General features: G+C 49.7%; 20 protein-coding genes and 1 other annotated feature. Of the genes, 8 read left to right on the top strand and 12 right to left on the bottom strand.

Annotation, left to right across the window (positions count from 1 at the left end):
• Window positions 1–7 precede the first annotated feature (7 nt).
• From RBH76_08520 to RBH76_08505, 4 genes are read right to left on the bottom strand one after another with little or no spacing between them, the layout of a single operon-like run.
• The gene (locus RBH76_08520) at window positions 8–1018 is read right to left on the bottom strand and encodes a nitrilase-related carbon-nitrogen hydrolase (GenBank protein ID WMJ82782.1); all 1011 of its coding nucleotides are present in this window, start codon (window positions 1016–1018) and stop codon (window positions 8–10) included.
• The gene (locus RBH76_08515; protein WMJ82781.1) at window positions 1011–1715 is read right to left on the bottom strand and encodes a carbon-nitrogen hydrolase family protein; all 705 of its coding nucleotides are present in this window, start codon (window positions 1713–1715) and stop codon (window positions 1011–1013) included. Before RBH76_08515 ends, RBH76_08520 begins: the two co-directional genes overlap by 8 nt.
• A 28-nt stretch (window positions 1716–1743) precedes the next feature.
• On the bottom strand, window positions 1744–2202 hold the full coding sequence (locus RBH76_08510; GenBank protein WMJ82780.1) for a nucleoside deaminase: 459 nt from the start codon (window positions 2200–2202) through the stop codon (window positions 1744–1746).
• Complete coding sequence (locus RBH76_08505) at window positions 2199–3251, bottom strand: type II CAAX endopeptidase family protein (protein WMJ82779.1); 1053 nt, start codon at window positions 3249–3251, stop codon at window positions 2199–2201. Before RBH76_08505 ends, RBH76_08510 begins: the two co-directional genes overlap by 4 nt.
• Window positions 3252–3519: 268 nt before the next feature.
• On the opposite strand from RBH76_08505, the gene RBH76_08500 reads away from it, so the two are divergent.
• From RBH76_08500 to RBH76_08465, 8 genes are all read left to right on the top strand, one after another.
• Window positions 3520–3948 (top strand): Rrf2 family transcriptional regulator, encoded by a 429-nt coding sequence (locus RBH76_08500; GenBank protein WMJ82778.1) that lies wholly within the window; start codon window positions 3520–3522, stop codon window positions 3946–3948.
• Complete coding sequence (gene mnmA / locus RBH76_08495) at window positions 3945–5042, top strand: tRNA 2-thiouridine(34) synthase MnmA (GenBank protein WMJ82777.1); 1098 nt, start codon at window positions 3945–3947, stop codon at window positions 5040–5042. The genes RBH76_08500 and mnmA overlap by 4 nt, the downstream gene beginning before the upstream one ends.
• Window positions 5039–5752: a tRNA threonylcarbamoyladenosine dehydratase gene (locus RBH76_08490; GenBank protein WMJ82776.1), complete on the top strand. Its 714-nt coding sequence runs from the start codon at window positions 5039–5041 to the stop codon at window positions 5750–5752. Before mnmA ends, RBH76_08490 begins: the two co-directional genes overlap by 4 nt.
• A 218-nt stretch (window positions 5753–5970) precedes the next feature.
• Window positions 5971–7086 (top strand): M20/M25/M40 family metallo-hydrolase, encoded by a 1116-nt coding sequence (locus tag RBH76_08485; protein WMJ82775.1) that lies wholly within the window; start codon window positions 5971–5973, stop codon window positions 7084–7086.
• A gap of 245 nt (window positions 7087–7331) precedes the next feature.
• Window positions 7332–8780 (top strand): M20 family metallopeptidase, encoded by a 1449-nt coding sequence (locus tag RBH76_08480; GenBank protein ID WMJ82774.1) that lies wholly within the window; start codon window positions 7332–7334, stop codon window positions 8778–8780.
• 93 nt (window positions 8781–8873) lie between these two features.
• Window positions 8874–10430, top strand: a complete 1557-nt coding sequence (locus tag RBH76_08475; GenBank protein ID WMJ82773.1) for an AbgT family transporter — start codon at window positions 8874–8876, stop codon at window positions 10428–10430.
• A 109-nt stretch (window positions 10431–10539) separates the two neighbouring features.
• Window positions 10540–11679 (top strand): M20/M25/M40 family metallo-hydrolase, encoded by a 1140-nt coding sequence (locus tag RBH76_08470; GenBank protein ID WMJ82772.1) that lies wholly within the window; start codon window positions 10540–10542, stop codon window positions 11677–11679.
• Between the two features lie 125 nt (window positions 11680–11804).
• Window positions 11805–12452 (top strand): NERD domain-containing protein, encoded by a 648-nt coding sequence (locus tag RBH76_08465; protein WMJ82771.1) that lies wholly within the window; start codon window positions 11805–11807, stop codon window positions 12450–12452.
• 222 nt (window positions 12453–12674) lie between these two features.
• Here RBH76_08465 and RBH76_08460 read toward each other — a convergent pair whose 3' ends face one another.
• From RBH76_08460 to polA, 8 genes are all read right to left on the bottom strand, one after another.
• Complete coding sequence (locus RBH76_08460; protein ID WMJ82770.1) at window positions 12675–13469, bottom strand: ATP-binding cassette domain-containing protein; 795 nt, start codon at window positions 13467–13469, stop codon at window positions 12675–12677.
• Window positions 13456–14382: an ABC transporter permease gene (locus RBH76_08455; protein WMJ82769.1), complete on the bottom strand. Its 927-nt coding sequence runs from the start codon at window positions 14380–14382 to the stop codon at window positions 13456–13458. The genes RBH76_08460 and RBH76_08455 overlap by 14 nt, the downstream gene beginning before the upstream one ends.
• 75 nt (window positions 14383–14457) lie before the next feature.
• Window positions 14458–15453, bottom strand: coding sequence for an ABC transporter substrate-binding protein (locus tag RBH76_08450; GenBank protein ID WMJ82768.1), 996 nt, complete (start codon window positions 15451–15453; stop codon window positions 14458–14460).
• 187 nt (window positions 15454–15640) lie between these two features.
• Window positions 15641–15892 (bottom strand) — a binding site (T-box leader).
• A 115-nt stretch (window positions 15893–16007) separates the two neighbouring features.
• A complete protein-coding gene (gene typA, locus RBH76_08445) occupies window positions 16008–17828 on the bottom strand; it encodes a translational GTPase TypA (GenBank protein WMJ82767.1) in 1821 nt (606 codons plus the stop codon).
• A 494-nt stretch (window positions 17829–18322) separates the two neighbouring features.
• Window positions 18323–20083, bottom strand: coding sequence for a phosphoenolpyruvate carboxykinase (GTP) (locus RBH76_08440; protein WMJ82766.1), 1761 nt, complete (start codon window positions 20081–20083; stop codon window positions 18323–18325).
• A 135-nt stretch (window positions 20084–20218) separates the two neighbouring features.
• Entirely contained in the window at window positions 20219–21250 is a 1032-nt protein-coding gene (gene tsaD, locus RBH76_08435) for a tRNA (adenosine(37)-N6)-threonylcarbamoyltransferase complex transferase subunit TsaD (GenBank protein WMJ82765.1), read from the bottom strand.
• Between the two features lie 54 nt (window positions 21251–21304).
• Entirely contained in the window at window positions 21305–21766 is a 462-nt protein-coding gene (gene rimI / locus RBH76_08430; protein ID WMJ82764.1) for a ribosomal protein S18-alanine N-acetyltransferase, read from the bottom strand.
• 3 nt (window positions 21767–21769) lie between these two features.
• Window positions 21770–24376 (bottom strand): DNA polymerase I, encoded by a 2607-nt coding sequence (gene polA, locus RBH76_08425; protein ID WMJ82763.1) that lies wholly within the window; start codon window positions 24374–24376, stop codon window positions 21770–21772.
• Window positions 24377–24447 lie beyond the last annotated feature (71 nt).

Genomic DNA, 24447 nt, shown 5'->3' with positions numbered 1-24447 from the left:
GATATGGCTATAATAACAATCGTTGAAAAAACCGTGGGTTTTTATCATCGCTGTAAAGGTCGAACTGGGAAGACGCGCGCGAAAGGTCGACGCGTGCGGTGATGACAGTCTGGTCACCCCCCTCGGCTGCAATACCATCCCGGCTGCGAGTAGCGGCACGGGGTGCATAGATACCCGCGGGTGAAGAAAATGAAGGGCCACATTCTTGTCCGCCGCAAATACCCGGAGAGAGAACGCATAGACCCTGTTCCTGTGCTCTAAAGCGTGCTAAGGCATAGTCTGTAACAAAAAAAGGAGAAGCGCCAGCCACGGCAAAAGAGCAGCCACTACTGGCAGCGATCCAAAACGGTTCATAGTGCTTTAGTGCAAGCCCATCAAGCATGGCGATCCGGCCGATATGGGTGTCCCCAGGGGTGATACGCGTACCAGCCGTGACACCGACTCGCTTTTCCCAGGAAGACAGAAAAAGCTTATCCTGAATGCCTACAACCTCTCCGGTTTCAGAAAATAAAAACTGCCGATTATAAAGTTGCTTGTCCTCTAACTGAAAAAGTCCGCCCGCCGCAATGATTATCCGATGGCTTTGAGCCAGTTGTGAAAAAGTGTTGTGAAATATTTCGCCTACAAAGCCTTGCACCGTTTCGCATACGGCGAACAGTGCCTCTTTTTGTTCTTCAATATCGGCCTCGTTGAGCTTTTTCAGGTCGGCGTTAAGTGTTGAAAAACCTGGCATAATCGACATCGCCGCCATGCCGCATAGCTCTGGGAACGCGATGAGCTGACTACCTGAAGCGGCAGCTGCAGCGACATAGTTATTCATATGGGTGATATAATCCCGAATGCTTTTATATACCTTGGGTTTAAAGCACACCGCGCTGACCTTAACGCCACCAGCACCAAGGAAAGGGGCGGGTTTATCGGTGTGAGGATGAAGGTTGCGCACCTGTGCACGTACTTTCTCTTCGTTTGAAAGATAGCTCATTGCAAAGGCCGAAGCTTTTAGACGCAGTTTATACATGAGACGTGTCCTCCCCCCTGGGGGCTTCAATCAGATCCTTGTGCGCTCGAAGCAACGCCTGAGCCGTATGCATTAAAGCAGAACTATACGGCGTGTCGATGGTTTCGATCTGTGCCGTAACGGGCAGATCTTCAGAAAAGCCAGCGATTTCATGGCCGTTAGCGTCCACAATAACGCCGCCCAGCCCCGCGGCAGCCACAACCTGTACGCCGTTTGAAAGCGCCGCGTTTATGGCGCCATAACGGATGCGATCTTCAAAAAAGTCGTAAAGCTGGATAAACTGGCTAGAGAGAAGTAACGTTGCGCCGTCCATGACAGCGGCACGGACGACCTGTGGCATATAGATATCCACATCCACCAGCAAGGCGATTTTACCAAAAGGCGTATCAAACGCCTGAATTTTATCGTCTCTGAAAAAATTATGTTCACGCAGCCCCAAATTGAGGTGCGTTGCGCGCTGCACACCGATAACCTCTCCCGTGGGAGACAGCATGCATAGGCAAAGATAGTTTGCCGCAATAAAACGCTCCGGCACAAGATAGACATTATGACGTACGGCATAGCGAGATGCAGCGGCCAGCATCATGGAAGAATCTATTTCAGCCACATAGTTGCGTTGGTCTGAGAAAATAACAAGCTGTGCACCCGGCGGAGGCGGGGTCAGCGTGGGCACGATGGTTGCCGAAAGCTGTTGCAAAAATAATCCCTCCTGTATATTCAGAACGTTATCTCTGCCGCAAATTGCGGAAAAAATCGCGCAGCAGGGTGGCGCACTCAGTCTCCATCATGCCGCCGCAAAGCTGGGGCGCGTGGTTGTACGCAATTTTTGAAAGATCGACCAGCGATCCGAAGGAGCCGGCCTTAGAATCATAAGCGCCAAAAACAACACGTACAATTCGGGCGTTGATAATAGCTCCAGCGCACATTGGACAAGGTTCTAGAGTGACATATAGCGTACAGTCGGGTAGCCGCCAACCCCCAAGCGACTTGCAGGCAGCATCAAGCGCAATTATTTCGGCATGGGCCAATGCATGGCGTCCGGTTTCGCGCATGTTATGTCCGGTGGCAATCACATGCCCGTTTTGGGCGATGACCGCACCAATTGGAACCTCCCCTATCCGCCCGGCCTTTTTAGCCTCGTCTATGGCTAGCGACATCATTTGCAGATCAAAATTGGTTGTCATGTTAAAAACGCTCCCGCCTGTAAAAAAATCATGACTAAAAACAGTGCAAAAGGCAACGTGCAGAAAAAGCAACGCAGCTTTTGAGAAGAGCGATTGATTGTATCGCTGTGCTTTAGCGCAAACATATTATCATAGCCGCGTAACAGCCAAAGCACCGCAACGGTGCCAAGCAGCATATAAATAAGCTGAATGGACAAAAAAATGATATTAGCGATGCTGTGATCCAGATTTCCTAGCTGAGAAATCAGCAGTGAAAATACGTTGTGCACCAAATGAATAATCATGCCGGTATGTAGAGAACCGGTGAACAATACAAAATAACCGATGATAAGCCCCATCAAAAAAGCATGGGGCATGGACAAGGGCGAGATATGTACCAACGCAAATAAGCAGGCGCTGGTCAACAGTGCAAAGCTATCGCCAAAACGGCGCAGCGATTGCATAATAACGCCTCTAAAAGCAATTTCTTCAAAAATCGCAGGCACAACGGTGATGTTCAGAACATAAAGAACCGTGCTGATCATATCTTCTGGCAACACCAGAATTGGTTGATAAAAAAAGATGTGAAAAAATGAAAAAAAGTTGGCGAATGCCTCTGAAGCATAAATACCGATGACAGATACCGAGAGCGACAGCATGACAGCCACTATAATTAGTCTTGCGGGAACCCGCCGCAGTGGTAAGGCGCTGTGAAAAGGAATATGGGTATGCATTCCATATAATAAAAAGGGTATGGTTAAAGCACCTATTGATCCAAACAGAATTGAAAATTGTCTGATGGGTTCATTAACGATGGCATAAAGCGCTATGGGCGTCAGGCGATTGAGCAGCTGATTGCAAAATTGTGTTAAAAAAGATGAAAGAAATAAAAAGCCGATAAGGCACAACGATGTCGCTGCACTACAATGCGCAATGAGCTTTTGCTCAATTAAAAAAGGCGGCTTTGGCGAAAAACCATAACCGGCAATATAAATATGCTCGTTTGGATTGATCGGGCGATACCAGCCCTGACAGCCGCGATTAGTATTGTTGGTGTTGGGATCAAACATCAGTTGGACACCCCCTGCCGACTAAAATTTATTGCGCTAGGCAATTTAATGTAATAATAAATATAATAGCACAAAATAAAAAAGAAGGAAACGAGGGTTTTGTAAATAATCTTTTTTGTGTATAGCAGATATTGGTAACAAAACCAGAAACCAAAACAAAAACTTGATTTCACAGTATCCTACAATTATACTAGTATTTGAACGTTTGTGCAAAAACACAGAGTGGATGTGCTGTTTAATTAAATGTGCAGTGCAGGGGGGAAATGGTATGAAAATTTCTACAAAGGGCCGCTATTCGCTTCGCTTGATGGTCGATTTGGCGATGGCTGAAACTGACGGATTTGTTTCGCTTAAGGACATTGCAGAGCGACAAAAAATATCGGCCAAATATATGGAGCAGATTATTGCATTGCTCAAAAATGCACGGTTGGTCAGCAGTGTACGAGGGCCGCGTGGAGGTTATCGCCTTTCAAAAAGCGCGTCGGACTATACGGTTGGCGAGATTTTGCGGCTAACTGAGGGCAGTTTGGCACCGGTAGCCTGTATAGACAACGACTTGTTTGATTGCGAGCGCTGTGAAGGCTGTGCAACGGTTGAGCTATGGCGTAAGTTAGACACGGCCATTTCTCAGGTGGTTGATAACATGACGCTTGCTGACTTGGTAGAGATTCAGCGGAAGAAGCGTGAGCGCGTATGAAAAAAGTTATGGTAGCCATGAGCGGCGGGGTTGATTCCTCCGTCGCAGCACTTTTGTTGCAGCGGCAGGGCTATAGCATCTGCGGTGCAACGCTGTCGCTCTATTCAAACAATGATATTGGGCTTGGCGAGACCAAAACTTGCTGCTCGCTTGATGATGTGGAGGATGCGCGACGAGTTTGTGCCAAGCTGGGGATTGACCACTTGGTTTTTAATATGAAGGCACAGTTTAAGCAGGGCGTCATTGAACCGTTTGCCGAGGGGTATCGGCGTGGAGAAACGCCTAATCCGTGCGTTGAATGTAACCGTTCAATTAAGTTTTCCGGTGTGCTGACAAGAGCGCAGCAGCTAGAATATGACGCTATTGCTACCGGCCACTATGTGCAGAGTGAATATGACGCTGCCGCTGGGCGCTGGCTGCTTAAAAAGGCAAAGGATCCGGCGAAGGATCAAAGTTATGTATTGTATGTGCTCACCCAGCCAATGCTCGCCAGTACGCTATTTCCACTCGGTGGGCTGAATAAGCAAGAGGTGCGCGAAATGGCCGAGGCGCACGGCCTTGTCACCGCCAGAAAGTCAGAAAGTCAGGATATTTGTTTTGTTCCGGACGGGGACTATGCTGGGTTTTTAACTAAAACGTTAGGCATTTTCTCAGAGCCGGGGCACTTTGTTAGTCCACAGGGCGAAGTGTTGGGCCAGCATGAGGGCATGCTCCACTACACACTTGGGCAGCGCCGCGGTCTAGGTGTTTCGGCTGACCGCAGATTGTTTGTCATAGAGAAGGATATGAAAAGCAATACTGTTGTACTAGGAGATGAAGTACTGTTAATGCAGCGATGGATGACGGTGGATGCGCTTAACTGGGTGTCGATCGGCGTGCCACAGGGTAGCATCAGGGCACAGGTAAAATCGCGGTACCGGCAGACGGCTCAGCCGGCATGGCTGCACCCGCAGGAAGATGGGCGATTGACAGTGGAATTTGATGTACCGCAGCGTGCGCTGACCCCAGGACAAGCAGCGGTGTTTTATGCGGATGATATTGTTCTGGGAGGCGGTACCATTCGTGACCGCATATTGGAGGACGAAAGATTATGAAAGAGCAGTTTTGCCGCAGTGCTATGCTGTTAGGTGAAGAAGCAATAGAACAGCTGGCCCAAAAGCGGGTAGCTGTGTTTGGTGTCGGCGGAGTGGGATCGTTTTGTACTGAGGCACTGGCTCGGGTTGGTATCGGTGGCTTGACATTGTTTGATTCTGATGAGGTGGCGGTCTCCAATATTAACCGACAAATTATGGCGCTGCACAGTACGGTAGGTCGACCAAAGGCTGCAGTAATGCGCGAACGAATTCTAGATATCAATCCCGATGCGTCGGTAGGGATTCATCAAGTATTCTACACCGCCGAAAATGCGGATAAATTTGATCTTTCGGGCTATGACTATATTGTCGACGCCATTGACACGGTGTCCTCCAAACTGGAACTGATAGAGCGGGCCACGCGGCTTGATGTGCCAATTATCAGTAGTATGGGAACCGGAAATAAGCTGGATCCTTCGCGCTTTACCATTGCTGATATCTACAGCACCAGTGTATGCCCTTTAGCTAAAGTGATGCGTTATGAACTGAGGCGCAAAGGGATTCGGGCGCTCAAGGTGCTCTATTCCACCGAGACAGCCCTGACACCAAAGGGCTTTGAACCGACTGCACCGGGGCGCCGACAGACCCCCGGTAGCGTTTCGTTTGTTCCGTCGGTGGCAGGTCTGATGATTGCCGGTGAAGTTATTCGAGATTTGATCAAAGGAAAGTGATATGCAAAGAGGCGCAATATTGCAAGAAAACTCTGCAATATTGCACCTCTTGATTTGTCGGATTAAGTGCCACTCCCAACTATTAGCTTGCGCTTAGGTATTTTTCACTAATTTATAAAGGATTAGTTTGTGATTGACAGTAGAGGAAAATTTGTTATTATTTAAAAGCAAGTTAAACACACTTTATTCATAAAAAGTCATTACACAAGGAGGGCTTAATGATGGTTAACAACGAACGACTATTGGCAACTTTTCTGGAATATGTTCAGATTGACAGTGAAACAGGCAACGAAAAGGCTTTTGCAGACCGCATGGTGCAGGAGCTCAAATCGCTTGGCGGAGTTGTGACAACCGATAATGCCGGTGAGGCGCTTAGCTCAAACGGTTATAACATTTACAGCACATTTGAGGGTACGCTGCCCGGTGAGCCGATTCTCTTTTCAGCCCACATGGATACCGTTAAGCCCGGTATCGGCATTAAGCCGGTGGTGGTGGACGGTGTTATCCGCAGTAGCGGTGACACGATTCTGGCCAGTGACGACAAGTCTGGCATTGCAGGTATAATTGAAGCTATCCGCAGCATTAAAGAAAAGCAGATTCCGCACCGCACTTTTGAGGTGATTTTCACCATCTGCGAAGAAGGCGGTCTACGCGGTGCCAAGCAGCTTGATTATTCACGTATTCAGTCCAAGAAGGGCGTTGCACTTGATTCAAGCGGAAATGTAGGAAAAATTATCGCGCAGGCACCGGGACAGATTAAAATTTATGCAGACGTCATTGGCAAGACCGCGCACGCCGGTATTGCACCTGAGACGGGCATCTCGGCTATTCAGGTTGCTGCACACGGCATTGCCAAGATGAAGCTGCTGCGCCTTGATGAAGAAACGACGGCGAACATCGGTACGATCAACGCGCAATATGCCACCAACATCGTACCGGATAAGGTTTCGATTATTGCCGAGACCAGAAGCCGCAACTACGACAAGCTTCAGGCACAGGCCAAACACATGGTGGACTGTTTGCAGAGCGCGTGCGACGAATTTGGAGCTAATCTGGAGTGCCGCTGTGATACCGCCTATGTCAGCTACAATATTCCTCATGACCATGTGCTAGTCAAAGAGTTGTCGTCTGTTTTGTCTGACATGGGGATAGAGCCTATTGTCGGCAGTACCGGTGGTGGTAGCGATGTGAACATTTTCAACCTCAACGGAATCGATGCGGTTGTTTTGGCGACAGGTATGTCCAAAGTTCACACTACCAATGAATTTATCGAGGTCAGGCAACTTGAGCTGACCGCCGAGATGATGTATCGCTTGATGACCGATGTAAAATAGTGGTTTGCGGATAGATATCCGCAAGAGATTATTTGTTAATAGGTATAAAATGTAACAAATTTTATATTTTTATTATTGTATATTATTCATATAAAAAAGCCAATCGGCTATATGCATGTTATATAAAGTGATAAATAAAGGGCCGTGGGTACAATTAAATTATAGACAAAGTGTTTCTAGCCTGTTATAATATCATTAAATGACTTTGGGTTTCCATGTCATGCTTTTTATTCGGGGGTGTGTAAATGAAGGCAAGTTTCCAAGATGCGTTAGATGTCATTGACCGACAGGCGGGAGCGCTTTGTGCGGTGAGTGATGCTATTTGGGAAACCCCGGAGACAGCCTTTTTAGAGTATGCTTCGGCGAAGGTGCTGATAGACGCTCTAAAAGAGTTTGGCTTTTCCGTTACCGAAAAGGTTGGCGGTATTGACACGGCGTTTTCAGCACGCTATGGCTCGGGTAAGCCTGTTATAGGCATTTTAGGTGAGTTTGATGCCCTGTCCGGTTTAAGTCAGGAGGCAGATTCCGCCGAAAAGAAGGCGATTTCTCCTGGTGAGCCGGGGCATGGCTGCGGACATAACCTTTTGGGAGCCGGTTCGTTGGCGGCTGCAGTTGCCATCCGCGAGTATCTTAAAGAGAATAACTGCTCCGGCACGGTTGTCTATTTCGGTTGCCCCGGTGAAGAAGGTGGCTCCGGCAAAGCGTTTATGGCGCGGGACGGTGTTTTTGATGAACTTGATTGTGCATTGACTTGGCATCCCTGGGATATCAATGCCGTGAGTAACGAGACATCGCTTGCAAACTATCAAGTTGCCTATCGGTTTAAAGGGGTTAGCTCCCATGCGGCAGCAACGCCTCATCTGGGGCGCAGTGCGCTGGATGCTGTTGAGCTTATGAATGTCGGTGTACAGTTTTTGCGCGAACACATGATTGAAAAAGCGCGGATTCATTATGCTATTACCAATTCGGGTGGCTTTTCTCCGAATGTGGTTCCGCCGGAAGCCGAGGTGCTTTATTTAATCCGTGCACCCAAGAACCAACAATTAGAGGCGCTTTTTGGGCGCGTCAACAAAATTGCACAAGGTGCGGCGCTTATGACTGAAACAACGATGGAATATGATTTTATCAAGGCGTGTTCCAATATGGTTGTGAATTGGGCTCTACTTGAGGTGTTTCAGCAGTCATTTGAAGAGATTGCGCCACCCGATTACACCGATGAAGAAATAGCATTTGCTAAACAAATTATTAAAAGTTTTGAAAATTCGGCGAATCCTTATGAGTACCAGATGGAACGCTATAGCAAAGAGGATCAGGCCTTTTTGCGCAGCCAAATGGACAAGCCGATCTATGATTTTATTGCACCATTAACAGTGACAGAAGGATTTATGGGGGGGTCTACTGACGTCGGAGACGTCAGTTGGGTTTGCCCCACGGCGCAGATATTTGTGACCGCTAAAGCAGCGTTGACCCCCGCGCATTCCTGGCAGCAGGTGGCGCAGGGAAAGAGTACGATAGCGCACAAGGGGATGCTTTATGCAGGCAAAGTAATTGCTGCAACGGCCATTAAATTAATTGAACAACCATCGCTGGTTGAAGAGGCGAAGGCTGAGCACCAAAAGCGACTTGGCGGCCAACGTTATCGCTGTGCGATTCCAAAGGATGTCCGCCCGCGATCTATTGCCCCCAAAAAGTAGGTAAAGACCCAAAATGGTTTCTATGTCGCTGTTTACGTGCTGCAACACTGATAACCGCGACATAACATAATTATTTATAAGGAGGATTTCTCTATGAGCGCATCTACCCCTGCTGCCCAGAAAAAGAGTGCGGTTGACCGCTTTCTCGATGGTATCGAGAGAGTATGCAACAAGTTGCCGCCACCCGCGATCCTGTTTGTCTACCTGTTTTTGATCGTTGCTGTTATCGGTGCTATTTTTACGGTTACCGGTGTAAGCTTGGTGAACCCTTCGACTAAAGAAGCGGTTGTATCGCAAAACCTGTTCTCTGCTGGTGGTGTTCAGTGGCTGCTTGACAACCTGATCAAGAACTTCACTGGCTTTGCACCGCTCGGTCTGGTTATTACCATGACCCTAGCAATTGGTATGTGCGAAGAGTCTGGCATGATTTTGGCTATGCTGCGTAATAGTTTGCGCAACGTTCCCGCTGCAATCGTTCCTTATGCCATCGCTTTTGTTGGCACGGTTGGTAACATTGCTTCCGATACCGCGATGGTCATCATCCCGCCGATGGCCGCAATTATTTATTTGGGTGTGCATAAGCACCCTGTCGTCGGTATGCTTGCTGGTTACGCTGGTGCACAGGCCGGCTTTACCGCCAACCTGATGATCGCCGGCACCGACTCGCTGCTTCAGGGTTTGACCAACGAGGCAATCAAAGGCTTCATGCCCGATTCCAACTTTGTTGTTGATGTCACCTGCAACTGGTTTTTTATGGTTGTATCGGTATTCCTTTGCTCTATTGTCATTGGTCTGACTTGCGAAAAGCTCATCGAACCCCGTTTTGGCAAGTACGAAGGCGAAGGCGGCGGCAAGCTTGAGGAAGTCACTCCACTTGAAAAGAAGGGCCTTAATGCTGCTGGTATCGCGGCGCTGCTTTATATCGCGCTGGTTCTGGCTGGTTTCTTCTTCGGATCGCTCGCCAAGATCGGTGAGGACGGTAGCCGTGCATTTGTCGGCTCTCCCCTGCTCAAGGGCTTGATTCCGATTCTGTTCTTCTTCTTTAGCATTCCTGGCATCGTCTATGGTTACACCACCAAGAAGTTCAAAAACACCACTGACGTTAACAAGGCGATGGTTAAGCAGATGAGCGCTATGGGCGGCTATGTCACATTCTGCTTCTTCTGCGGTCAGTTTAACTCGCTGTTTAAATGGACTCAGCTGGGCACCATGCTGGCCATTTCGGGCGCTGAGTTCTTAGGCAAAATTCAACTGCCAGCTGTTGTTATGTTTGTTCTGTTTATTTTGCTCTGCGCATTTGTTAACCTGTTTGTGTCCTCCGGTTCTGCAAAGTGGGCAATCTTTGCGCCGATCTTTGTTCCGATGTTCATGCTGCTTGATATTCACCCTGGCTTTACTCAGCTGATGTATCGTCTGGGCGACTCTCCCTCTAACTGCTTTACGCCCATGAGCCCCTACATCTGGATGGTTCTTAGCGTGGCGCAGGCCAAGTATGACAAGGATATCAAGATCGGTACGCTGGTTTCCAACCTGATTCCGATTGCAATTATGCTTCAGATTGTATGGATTATCTTCTTTGTCATCTGGTACCTCACCGGTCTACCGATTGGCCCGGGCGTTACCGCTGCTCTGCCCGCCGGTGTTCTTTAAGCATTGCAATTAATCAATATGCTTAAACCTGTATAATCCGAATGATTTAGAACGGCCCGGGCCTTGTGGCCTGGGCCGTTTTGGATTTATTGTAAGAGGAGAGATCACCATGGGATATGCGCTTTCGGCCGAGGCTCGGGACTATGTAAAAGCGAATCATCAAGAATTAATTGATTTGACGCGTACGCTTTGCGGCATATGCGCCCCTTCAAACCACGAAGAGAATCGTGCAGCGTTTTGTAAAGACTGGTTTTTAAAGATGGGGGCCAAAGATGTTTATATTGATGAAGCGCTCAATGTCATTTGGCCTTTAAACTGCGAGGATAGTGATAATATCACAGTATTTATGGCACACATTGATACTGTGTTCCCCGATACCGAGCCAATGGCGATACGAGAAGAGGACGGTAAGTTGTTTTGCCCGGGTGTTGGCGATGATACTGTCAATGTGGCGATGTTGATGCTCTGTGCCAAGTATGTTTTTAAGAAAAAACTGATGCCTACCCAGGGTATGCTGTTTGTGATGAATAGTGGCGAGGAGGGCCTTGGAAACTTAAAAGGCTGCCGCGCGTTGATGGAAGCTTATGAGGGGCGCGTCAAAGAGGTGTATTCATTTGACGGTGGTTATGATATGGCCTGTAACGCTGCCGTTGGTTCAGTGCGTTATCGTGTTGAGGTTAAGACCGAAGGCGGACATTCCTATGCCGATTTTGGGAACCAAAATGCTATTTTTTATCTTTCGGCATTGATTCAAACACTTTATAATGCGCCTCTACCCCGTACAGGATCGCGCACCAGCTTTAACGTAGGCAAAATTTCCGGCGGAACTTCGGTGAACACGATTGCGCAACAGGCAGAGATGCTGTTTGAATACCGATCCGATGTTGGCGAAAATATGGAAGGCATGCAGCGTATTTTTGATGGTGCTGTTGAGGCGACCAGAAGGATGGTTGCAGAGGTCAATGTAGAGGTGCTCGGGTTGCGCCCCTGCATGGGCGATGTAGACCCCGTCCGCCAAAAGAAGCTGGAGGATAAGCTTACGGGACTATTGGCGGAATACTGTGGTACGACGCCGGAGTTTTTGCCATCTTCAACCGATTGTAATATCCCCTTTTCGATGGGGATTCCTGCTATTTGCTTTGGCGGATATCAAGGGCACGGCGCACACACCCGTGAAGAATATATTGAACTTGAAAGCCTTAAAAAGGGCTTTCCGATGTTACTGGCTTGTGTACTTAGCTGCATTTAAGTATAATAATGTCGATCTCATTAATTACCAGACATCTATTTATTACGTCCTTTATAGGACCAATAATACCGCAAATTTTACCTCTCTTTAAAAAGAGAAGATAACCGCAGAAAGGACACGCGCCTATGTTTTTTGAAAACTTTCAGGCATGGAAGCTTCATACTTGGCAGGACTATACCTATTTCTTTTTAATGGCGTTTTCATGCTTCGCTTTATTATATTTCGTAACTAAAGCCATTACGAAACGGCGCAATGACGCATCAGCTCTGAAGCGCGTAAAGAAAAAGTTAAAGGTCAAGGATGGTAAAGTTTATCATGACGTTACCTTCGATTTTGCAGGTCAACAGATTCATTTTGACCATTTGTTGGTTGATGCAGCGGGTATGGTCGCTGTGCGCTCGATTGGTTGGGGTATTCGTGTATATGGTTCCTCTGAGGACGAAACTTGGAAAGTGGAAGACAATAAAACCAAGAATGTGCGTATAGAGAACCCTATTCGGGTTTTGCAGCAATGTTTTGAACCAATGCGAAAAGGATTGTCTCAGGGGGGCATTTATGGTGTTTCGATTGATGCACTGACGATATTTGCGGACCCGTTCGCCTTGCCGGAGCTATATTTAGGACGCGATTCCGGCTGCATTGTGCTTGAGCAGTTAGGTTCATGGGTTAAAAACAGAAAAATGCGGGCTAACGGAAAAGTCGATAAGCTTGACGTTAATGCGGTGACGGATTATCTTGACAAAGTCGTTGTTCCACCGCAAATCGAACAATAACAGGCGGGCACGAAGCAGATAATGAAATCTGCTTCGTGCCCGTTTTAACAAAGGTACTATTGAAACGATATTATTTACAACCGCCGGGCGACCTTACATTATAAGGCCGCAGCTTACAGCGGTCCGATAAAAAAGAGCAGCCCTTACCAGGTTGGTATAGGCTGCTCTTCTTTTCGTCGGGCAAATCTTGTTTAGTATATCGGCGAAAATGGCTAGATTCGCTTAATCCAGCAACATGCGATCGTTATCCAGATCCTTGGCCGCGGCCGTACGGAAGCGTTCGAGAAGACCACTGACTGTCATGCTTTGACGCTCTTCTCCGGCAATGTCTAGAATGATCTTGCCAGCATCCATCATGATCGTACGGCTGCCAAGCTCCAGAGACGAACGCATGTTATGCGTGATCATCATACAAGTGATTTGGTTTTCCGCTACAATATTACGGGTGAGCTGCAACACCTTTTCGGCGGTGGCGGGGTCGAGTGCGGCGGTGTGTTCATCTAACAACAGAAGTTTAGGCGTAATCAGCGTAGCCATCAGCAACGTCAAGGCCTGCCGTTGGCCACCGGATAGCAGCCCGACCGGCGAAGAGAGCCGATCTTCAAGACCTAAATCAAGCGTCGCCAGACGCTCACGTAAATAACGCCGGTCCTTTGAGGTGAGCCCGAATGAAGAGGTGTGCGCCGCTGTGCGCATATAGGCCAGCGAGAGATTTTCCTCAATGGTCATACTGGGGGCGGTGCCCGAAAGCGGGTCTTGAAACAGTCTGCCGATCGACTGCGCACGACGATAGTCTTTTTTAAAAGTTATATCCTCACCGTCGAGGATAATGTGGCCGGAGTCGATTAGGAATATACCAGCAATTGCGTTCATGACTGTAGATTTTCCTGCGCCATTAGAGCCGATAACGGTTAAAAACTCCCCTTTGTCAAGATGGAGGTTAAAATTGTCGAGCGCCTTCTTTTCGTTGACCGTTTTGGGGTTAAAGGTTTTTGTAACATTTTTAAGCGTCAACATTTTTCTGAGCCTCCTTTCTCAGGCGATAAAACCGGTACTGGTCACGAACCGCGGGGTAAGAGATAGCAATCATAACGATAACGGCTGAGACCAGCTTTAAATCGGAGGTGGAAACCGACGCTGAAAGAGCCATGGCGATGATAATGCGGTAAATAACTGCGCCCACAACTGCCGCTAGAATGGCACGCGCCACCGATGGACTGCGAAACAACATGTCGCAGAGCACCTCGCCGATGATCAACGACGCCAGGCCGATAACTACCATGCCAGTCCCCAGTGTAATTTCAGAAAACATTTGATATTGGGCCAGCAAGCCGCCAGAAAGCGAAACCAGTGCATTGGCGAGGCATAACCCAACTGTGGTGGTATAGGTGGGATTTATCGACGAAGAGCTGACCATGGTGCGATTGTCGCCCGTGGCACGGATTGAAAGGCCCAGACGAGTGCGCAAAAAGACAATTAATAACAGCGCAGTTAGTATAGCAAAAATCAGTGAAAGCGCCAGCTTTGAATAGCCCCTGAGCGCTGCAGGCAGCAAATTTGAAAACAGCGTAAAAACCGTGTCCTCGCGCAGTAATGGTAAGTTGGAACGGTTGCCCATAACGCGCAGGTTAATGGAATAAAGTGCGGTCATAGTGATGATACCAGCCAAAATTGGCTGAACTTTGAGCTTGGTTTGCAGTACGGCGGTGACAAGGCCCGCCAACGAACCTGCAAAAATAGCGGCCAGCAAGCCGAGAATCGGGTGGCCTAATACCGTCAGGGTAGCTGCGGCAGCAGCGCCCAAAGTGAAGGAACCGTCCACCGTCAGATCGGCAATATTTAGTGTTCTAAAAGAAAGATAAAGTCCGAGTGCCACCAGACTGTAAATAAAGCCCTGCTCGGCTGCTCCGCGCAGTAAAACCATACTCATTTAAAAAACCTCCCGCAGATTGCTGCAGACAATAGCATGACCACAGAACCTTCTAAACAATTAAATAACCTTGATTTATTTCGTGTAATTTGATACGTCAATGCCCAGTGCGGCGGCGGTATCTTTGTTGGCGACGGTACTATATTGTGTCAGGACCTCAACCGGTACGTCGGCAACAGCGGTGCCAGAAAGCACCTTAGCTGCCATCTGTGCCGTTTGTACACCCAGTTGGGTGTAGTTGACGCCCACGGTAGCCAGGCCGCCGTCATTCACCATTGAGTCGGCCGCGACGTAAACCGGTAGTTTAGCTTCAATGGCAATCTGCGAAAGATTGGGCATGGCATAAGCGACGGTGTTGTCGATCGGGCAGAAGATGGCATCTACTTTGCCAATGAGCGATTGTGCGGCAGAAGTTACTTCACCCGAGGTGATGACGCAAGTCTCGATGTACGCAACGCCTTTGGCATCCAGCGTAGCTTTGGCGTCATTGATGACCGAAACAGAGTTTGATTCGCCCTGATTATACAGGAAGCCGTAAGTTTCAATGCCGGGGGTCAGTTCGTCAGCCAAGGTGAAAATCTGCTCAGTGGGGATAGCGTCCGAGGTGCCGGTGCAGTTGCGATCCGGCTTTTCAAGGCTGCCAACCAGACCGGCGTCCACTGGGTCGGTTACAGCGGAAAAGATGATCGGGATATCGGTGGTGGCAGCTGCTGCGGCCTGCGCAGCTGGGGTGGCGATGGCGATGATCATATCCACTTCGTCGCCGACAAATTTCTGCGCGATGGAATTGAGCGTGTTCATGTCGCCCTGACCGTTCTGGTAATCGATATCTACCTTGGAGGCGTCAAAGCCTTGAGCGGTCAGCTCGGTAAAAATAGCTTCGCGAATCTCGTCCAGCGAAGGATGCTCCATCATCTGGACAAGGCCAATTTTAATTTTCTCCGTTCCTGGAGCGGTCGACAAACTGTCGACGGACGAAGAAACGGGTGAAGAAGTGGCAGAGGGGCTGCCGCCACAGGCGGTAAGAAAGGCTAACGTAATGACTAGAATAACTGTTAAAAACTTTTTCATCTACAATCTCTCTCTTTCGTCATATAGTTAATTCGGGTGGGTTAAAGCGCGGGCGTTTACGCCATCGCCATCGCATTGACCGGGAAGTATGCCGCATCATCAGCCAACTCCTTACACTATTTTGGTTTAAGTTGCAGAAACAGAGTTACACAAATAAAAAACCTGTCCTTGAAACAATAAGTATTGTTTCAAGGACAGGAAAGAAAGATTCCTGCGGTGCCACCTTGATTGTCGCCTAAAAACGACCGCTTTAAACGGGATGCCATCACATCCCCTGCCCTGTAACGCCGGCGTTTGCGTCGTAAAATACTGGGGCTGCTGCCCTTTCCTTACGCCCTCTGCGGCCCATCCATACCGATTCGTGTTGCTGCCGAGATCTCAGCATCCCCGGCTCTCTGTAAGCGCGTCATCGGTTTACTCCCCGCATCATCGGTTTCTTGTATTAAAACACAGACAGGCGAAGCTGTCAAGTACTTGCATCAAAATATAAGCAGATAGATGCTATATCTTATGCGCTTTGCGACAAAGCCGACACTACAATTTGGTTAGGAAGATTATTTGATACCTTTTAGCTTTTTCATGCGCTGATCGTGCGAGAGTTCGCGTTTTCTAATACGTAGGCTCTTGGGTGTGACTTCAAGTAACTCATCGTCGGCAATAAATTCAATGCAGGCTTCCAGAGAAAGCTTTCTGGGCGGCGTGAGACGCAGGGCGTCGTCTGAGCCGGATGCACGCATATTGGAAACATGTTTGCGCTTGCAGACATTGACGACAATATCCTCAAGCTTGGGAGATGCGCCGACAATCATTCCGGCATAGACAGGGGTGCCGGGATCGATAAACAGATCGCCGCGCTCCTGTGCGTTATAAAGGCCATAGGTGACGGCTTCGCCAGTTTCGTGCGCGATCAGCGATCCACTCTGACGGCTGACAATCTCACCGCGGAAGGCGTCGTATCCGTTGAAAAGGGTTGCGATAATGCCTTCACCGCGCGTATCGGTCAGAAATTCACTGCGGTAGCCGAACAAGCCACGTGAGGGGATTAAAAACTCAAGCTTCATGCGTTCGCCGACGGGGTTCATACTGATAAGGTCGGCTTTGCGCGAACCAAGCTTTTCCATAACACTGCCCACGGAACCAGCCGGCACGTCGATGATTGCAGTTTCAAACGGCTCCATCAAAACGCCGTCCTCTTCATACATCAAAGCGCGGGGCGCACCGACGGCAAATTCAAAGCCCTCACGGCGCATTGTTTCGATCAAAACCGAGAGATGCATCTCACCGCGACCCAAAACACGGAAGCTATCGGTGGTGGAACCTTCTTCAACGCGCAGCGAGACATCCTTTAACAGCTCACGGAATAGGCGATCACGCAGTTGGCGCGAGGTGACAAATTTGCCCTCTTTGCCGGCAAATGGGCTGTCGTTAACCGAAAAGGTCATTTCGACCGTCGGCTCAGAAATTTTAGTGAACTCAATCGGCTCTATCTTCTCGGGTGCGCAGAGGCTGTTGCCAATGGTGATGTTATCAATGCCGGAGAACATGACGATATCACCGGCCTTTGCCGATTGCACCGATGTTCTACCGATGCCCTCAAACTGATAAATGGCGGTAATTTTGCCGCGCAAATTGACAGAAGTGTCGTGGAAATCGCAGACAGCCACCGGCTGATTGACTTTCATCTCACCGCGCTCAATGCGACCGACGGCGGTACGACCAACAAATTCGTTGTAATCAACGGTGGAGACCAGCACAGAAAGCGGGCCGTCGGTGTCTAAATCGGGGCAAGGAATATATTCTAGAATTGTCTCAAACAGCGCGGTTAAGTCCGTGCCCTGCTCGTCGGGTGAATAAGAAGAAGTGCCCGCGCGGCCGGAGCAGAACACCATGGGGGTGTCGAGCTGCTCGTTGGAGGCACCAAGATCGAGCATAAGCTCGAGCACTTCGTCGACAACCTCGTGAACGCGTGCATCGGGCTTGTCCACCTTGTTGACCACAGCAATGACGGCTAAACCCAACTCCAACGCCTTTGACAGCACAAAACGTGTCTGAGGCATTGGGCCTTCTGCTGCGTCAACCAGCAACAATACGCCCGAAACCATGCCGAGCACACGCTCGACCTCGCCGCCAAAATCGGCGTGTCCGGGGGTATCTACAATATTGATTTTGGTACCTTTGTAATTGACCGAAGCGTTTTTGGCAAGAATGGTAATGCCGCGCTCGCGCTCGATAGCGCCGGAGTCCATGACACACTCCTCAACCTGCTGGTTTTCGCGAAAGGTACCACTCTGAGAAAGCATGCCATCGACCAGCGTAGTCTTTCCGTGGTCAACGTGCGCGATAATAGCGATGTTGCGTAAATCTGTTCTTTTCAAAATGACCCACCTATTTTCCGTGCCGCCTAACGGCACACATTAATAATTTGTTTTTTAACCTTAAAATTATACAGCCAACAATACCGTTACGTCAAGGAAAATGCTATAAAATGTAAAAAGACTTTATTTAATAAGGTTATTGTGCGCCGAAAAGTGTATTAAAAACTCTGTTAAGTAATAAAACTCGATTCGTCGGTCTAGCTGAACCGTTTGGAAGTTAAGCCCCGTATAGATGACTACCCTACGCTTTTCATCTAGGCAATTGGCGCCCTGACCAATAAAAACCCAGCCGCAGGACGTATGTCCTGCGGCCTGTGTTTAGTTAGGATTTTGTTTTATTCCCGACCAGCTAAAATCATGGCAGCAACACAACTGAGTACAAAGCACGCGCATCCAGCGCATACCATTACAATCCCCAGAACCGAACGCCACAGAGTTTTCGCAGAAATAGTCTTTTCAGAAATCATTTGCATTGCCGACCCCTTTCAAAATTATCAGTCGAGACGCGCTTCGAGCGCGGCAAGCTGCTTTTTCATCTCTTCGGGCAGTTTGTCGCCAAAACGGGCATAAAACGCCTTGACAGAAGCGATGTCCTCGCGCCAGAGCGCGGGGTCTACCGCCAGCAAGGACGCAACGGTTTCCTCAGTGAGCTCTAACCCCTCAAGATTCAGATCTTCGGGGGAAGGTTCGTAGCCAATCTGGGATTTGACCGCGTGGGCGGAACCGTCTGCACGGCCGAGAATCCACATGATGACACGCATATTGTCGCCAAAGCCCGGCCAGATAAAGTTGCCCTCATCGTCAAGTCTGAACCAGTTGACGTTGAAAATCTTAGGTGCCTTGTCGCCCATCTTCTCGCCCATTTCGAGCCAGTGCTGCCAGTAGTCACCCATGTTATAGCCGCAGAAAGGCAACATGGCCATCGGGTCGCGACGAACAACACCAACCGCACCAGCCGCGGCTGCAGTGGTTTCGGAAGCCATAATAGAGCCGACAAACACGCCGTGGTTCCAGTCGAAAGCTTCATAGACCAGCGGTGCGGTCTTGGCACGTCGGCCACCGAAGATAATGGCGTCTATAGGAACGCCCTGCGGAGCGTTGAATTCGGAAGAGATAACGGGGCAATTTTCAGCGGGTGCGGTAAAACGGGAGTTGGGATGTGCCGCCTTGACACCGCTGTCAGGCGTCCAAGGGTTACCCTTCCAGTCGAGCGCATTCTTGGGCGGATTTTTATCAAGCCCCTCCCACCAGACGGTGTTATCGTCAAGATTTTGCGCTACATTGGTGAAGATGGTGTTGCGCTTGGTGGTTTCAAGGGCGTTGAAGTTGGATTTTGCGTTTGTACCGGGTGCTACGCCAAAGAAACCTTTTTCAGCATTGATGGCATAAAGACGCCCATCCTCGCCGATGCGCATCCAGGCGATGTCGTCACCGACGCACCATGCCTTATAGCCCTGCTTCTGATAAATTTCAGGAGGAATCAGCATGGCCAAGTTGGTCTTGCCGCAGGCCGAAGGGAAGGCGGCCGCGACATAACGAACGTTGCCCTTAGGGTCTTCGATGCCGAGGATCATCATATGTTCAGCCATCCAGCCCTCGGTTTTGGCCTGATAAGACGCGATGCGCAAGGCAAAGCACTTTTTGCCCATCAGCGCGTTGCCGCCGTAGCCGGAATTGATCGACCAAATGGCGTTGTCCTCGGGAAAGTGGCATATGTAGCGGTTTGCAGGATCTAGTTCAGCCTTGGAATGCAGGCAGCGAACCCAATCATTGGAATCGCCCAGCTCGTCAAGGGCGCACTGGCCTCCGCGGGTCATGATGAGCATGGAAACGGTGACATAAATGGAATCGGTAACCTCAACGCCAACCTTGGCGCTCGGTGAACCAAGCGGCCCCATTACGAAGGGAATGACATACATGGTGCGGCCCTTCATGCAGCCATCATAAAGTTTTGTTAGCATTGGATATGCCTTTTTAGGATCCATCCAGTTGTTTGTAGGGCCGGCGTCTTCTTCTTTACGGCAGCAGATGAAGGTTCTGTCCTCTACGCGGGCAACATCATTGGGGTCGGAGCGGTGTAGCACACACCCTGGTAGCTTATCCTGGTTTAAAGTAATTAGCTCACCTGTCTTAAGCCCTTCTTGACGTATGGCATCGGCCTGTTCCTCACTACCATCAACCCAAAGGACTTTGTCCGGCTTGCATAGGGCAATTGCTTCATCGACCCAAGCAAGCACCGTTTTATTGGTTGTCATAACATATCCTCCCTAAAAAATGATGAACCTTAAAGGCAATGATATTATTATACACCTCTCGGTGATAATTGCAATCCATTTCCATGTGAATTTCAATAAATAAAAACGAATGTTTCTAGAGAGAACATACAAATTTTAAACCATAAAAGACTCAGGAGAACCATTTTCGACCGACAGCGTTGCAACCGCATTGAGTGCAGCACCGGCAACATGGCCCGCAAGAAATTCGAAATAGGCCTGTGCCCCGATCATAGCAGCATTATCACCAGTTAAAGACAGCGGCGGCATATAAAGATTAAGCCCACGCTCGGCGGCGGTGTTGATAAGTTGGGCACGCAGCCGGGTGTTGGCAGAAACACCGCCCGCTACTGATATATTTTTGGCACCTGTCTGCTCAGCTGCGAGAAATAGACGACTACAAAGTGCGTCACATACTGTTTTTTCAAAGCTGGCGCACAACGAAGGCATATCAAGAATTTCTCCTTTTTGCTGTGCGTTGTGCAAAAGGTTTACCACGGAGGTTTTGACGCCTGAAAAGCTCATGTCCAGCGGGGCACCTTCGACATGCGGTTTTGGAAATCGATATTTATTCTCGTCTCCTAGCCGTGCCTGCGCATCCAGTGCGACGCCGCCTGGATAACCCAGCCCCATCGAGCGGGCGGCTTTGTCGAAAGCTTCGCCGGCGGCATCGTCACGCGAGCGGCCCAATACTTTTAAATCGGTATAGTCCCGCACGTCTATAATCACGCTATGCCCACCTGACGCCACAAGACAGAGAAAAGGCGGTTTCAATTGGGGCGAGGCGATGTAGTTTGCCGCGATGTGCCCGCGAATATGATGTACCGGAATTAGCGGCTTGCCCGTAGCAAAAGCCAAACCCTTGGCAAAGTTGACACCAACCAGTAACGCGCCGATCAGCCCCGGGCCGGCAGTGACGGCGATAGCGTCCACATCACAGACAGACAGCCCTGCTTGTGAAAACGCTTGAGAAACGACAGCGTCAATTTTTTCGATGTGACGGCGGGAGGCAATTTCAGGTACGACGCCGCCGTAGAGACGGTGCTCGGCGATTTGTGTATGAATAACCGACGATAAAACGCTGCGGCCATTTTCGACGACGGCGGCGGCGGTTTCGTCGCAGGAGGATTCGATTGCGAGAATTTTCATATTGTTAGAAACTCCTTGACAAAATGAGCGCGATGTGGCTCACGCGGACAAATTTTAGACGTCTGCTCCATTATCCAGCGTATGGCGCATGAGTAAGGCGTCTTCGCGTGGGAAGTCGTAAAAATAGGGGCGGATGCCAACTGGCTCAAACCCCAGCTTTCGATAAAGTGAGATAGCGGTAACGTTGGAAGTGCGTACCTCAAGCATTAACCAGTCGAGAGAAAGTTTAATTGATTCAGACAGGAGGGCGCGGGTGAGCGCCTCACCCACGCCGTGGCGACGCTCCTGTAGCTGCACTGCGACGTTGGTAACACTGCCTTCGCCACAAATGTGCTCTAAACCGGCCCAGCCGATAACTTCGCTGTCACTTTTAAGCGCAACAAACATAGCTGCGTTCTCCTTGGCTAGTTCGGCAGTTAGGCTTTGCGCACTCCACGGCTGGGCAAAACAGGTCTTTTCAACCTCAGCAATTCCTGGAATATGCTCTGATGTTACCGGTAGCACTTTGAATTTCATGATTTACTTAGCCTCCAACCAGTTTTCACCGATGCTCGCCTTGGCCACCATAGCCACTTTAAGCGACACGGCGTTTTGCATCTCCTCCGTCAGAATAGCTGCAGCGCGATCGGCCTCGTCAGCAGGAGCCTCGACGATCAGCTCGTCATGTACCTGCAAGATTAAGCGGGTGCGCATTTTTTCTTTTTTAAGTCGGCTGAACACCTTGACCATCGCCAACTTAATGATATCCGCGGCGGTACCCTGAATGGGGGTGTTCATTGCCACACGTTCACCAAATGCTTTGGTGATGCGATTGGTGGCGGCAAGCTCCGGCATTGGGCGGCGACGGCCAAACAGCGTTTTGACATAGCCGTGCGCCTTGCCGAAAGCGATGGTTTCCTGCATATAGTCGTGCACACCCTGATAAGTGGCAAGATAGCTTTTGATATAGCGGTCGGCCTCCGCCACCGAGACGCCGATGTCCTGAGAGAGCGAAAATGCTCCGATTCCGTAAACAATACCGAAGTTGACTGCTTTTGCGCTGGAGCGCATCTGCGGTGTTACAAATGCCTCGGGCATGTCGAACACCTGGGCGGCGGTTTTGGTGTGAATGTCCTCATCGTGCATAAAGGCGTCAATCATGGCGGTGTCGTTTGCAATATGTGCCAGCACCCGCAGTTCAATCTGCGAGTAGTCGGCATCGACCAGCAAACAACCCTTGTCTGCAACAAAAAATCGGCGTAGGCGGCTGCCGCGCTCGGTACGCACCGGGATGTTCTGTAAATTCGGTTCGGTTGAGCTGATGCGTCCGGTGCGCGTTTCGGTTTGTCTAAAGATGGAACGCACTCGACCATCGGCGTCAAGCTGTGCAAGCAACCCTTCAACGTAGGTGGATTTAAGCTTGGCCAGCTTGCGATAGGACAAAACATCTTCTATGATGGGATGTTTGTTTCTTAAAGAATCAAGGGTGTCAGCGTCGGTAGAATAACCGCTCTTGGTCTTGCGCTTTGCGGGCAAACCCAGACGATCAAACAAAACCTCGCCTAACTGTTTGGGGGAGTTGATATTAAATTCACCGCCCGCGAGGAAATAGATGCGCTGGGTTAGTTCGGCGATATCGGTATCTAAGTCGTCACCAAAAGATTTTAGACCGTCGGCATCCAGCGCAAAGCCGAGCGTTTCCATCGAGGCTAGCACGCGGGCAAGTGGCTGCTCGATATCGACAAGCAGCATTTCCATCTCTTTTTCGCGGATTTCGTCACGCAATTGCACACATAAAGCGGGCAGTACCTGCATGTCGTCCGCGAGGGTGGCAAAAGCCTCAGAAAGGGTATCTGGCAAGTCAAAAACCTGCCGGGCTAGGGTTCGACCGCTGCAGAGCGTGGAAATTGTATAGCTGCTGGCCAGCGGGGAAAGCAGGTAACCGGCCAGAATGGGGTCAAATTTAATGTCGCTGCCCTCAATGTTACTTAGATAAAGGTAACGGTACCAGTCCTTGCTGTTGGGCAGCGTCAGCTCGGCAGCGCTTTGAGACAGGTCAGCCAGCAGTGATTCCAGCTCAGCGCAATCGGCGTCCAACAGCGCAAGGCTGCTGCCCAGAATGGCGGCGGCGGTGGGCTTATTGCCAGAAAAATGGAGGCACACGGTGAGGCTGTCCTCTGAAAACAGGGCACGGGTCTTGTCCACATCGTTAATCAAAACGGGAATGACCGCAGCTTCGGGTTGTGAGACTGACGTGGATGTTTCCGGAAAGGCGGGCGGGGAAAGATTTAGGCGAGTAATGATTGAGCGCAGCTCCAGCCGATCAAGCAAACTGAAGAGTTTATCGGCTTCCTGCGGGGCAGGGACAAGATCGTTGAGCGTTTTGTCGAGTGGTACCGCACAGTTAATCTCAGCCAGAACGCGGCTCTGGTAGGCGCTGTCACGGCCGTCGATAAGCTTTTGCCGCACACCTTTTTTTATAGCAGGGTCATCGAGGTGTTCGTATACACCATCGAGCGTATCAAAGGAAGAGATCAGCGACAGGGCGGTCTTCTCCCCTATTCCGGCCACGCCGGGAATATTGTCGGAGGGGTCGCCCATCAGTGCTTTTACGTCGATCATCTGTTTGGGTGAAACGCCGTATTTTTCTTGAACGGTGACCTCATCGACGAGTTCGGCACCTGATTGCCCGCCGCGTGTGAAGGCCAGCCGTACTGTTACGCCGCCGCCGATGAGCTGAAAGCTGTCGCGGTCACCCGTGGCGATGATGCATTCACATCCGTTGTTGCGGCAGGTGGCGGCGAGGGTTCCGAGAATGTCGTCCGCCTCATATCCCTCAACGGACAAAATTGGATAGCCCAGATAGCCAAGCAGTTCTTTGAGCGGGTCAAGCTGTTGTGCCAGTTCTTCGGGCATACCCTTACGCTGAGCCTTGTAGCCGTCATATAGTTTGTGGCGGAAGGTGGGGGCTTTAAGGTCAAATGCAAAGACAACAATATCCGGGTTAACCTCTTCACAAATTTTGAACAGAATATTTAAAAAGCCGTAGATACCGTTGGTGAACAGCCCTTCGCGCGTGGTGAGCGGCCGCACGCCATAATAAGCGCGATTAAGGATACTGTTGGAATCGACTGCGAGGAGTTTCATTTTGGTCTCCCTTCAAGGTTGTGCTATAAGACGCAAATGCTTGCGGGTTGAAGTAACACCCTATTATATAT

Source organism: Oscillospiraceae bacterium MB24-C1, assembly GCA_030913685.1.
Classification (GTDB): Bacteria; Bacillota; Clostridia; order Oscillospirales; family Ruminococcaceae; genus Yanshouia.
The sequence above is the reverse complement of the archived record's forward strand: the minus strand, read 5'-3'. Positions and strand labels throughout refer to the sequence as shown.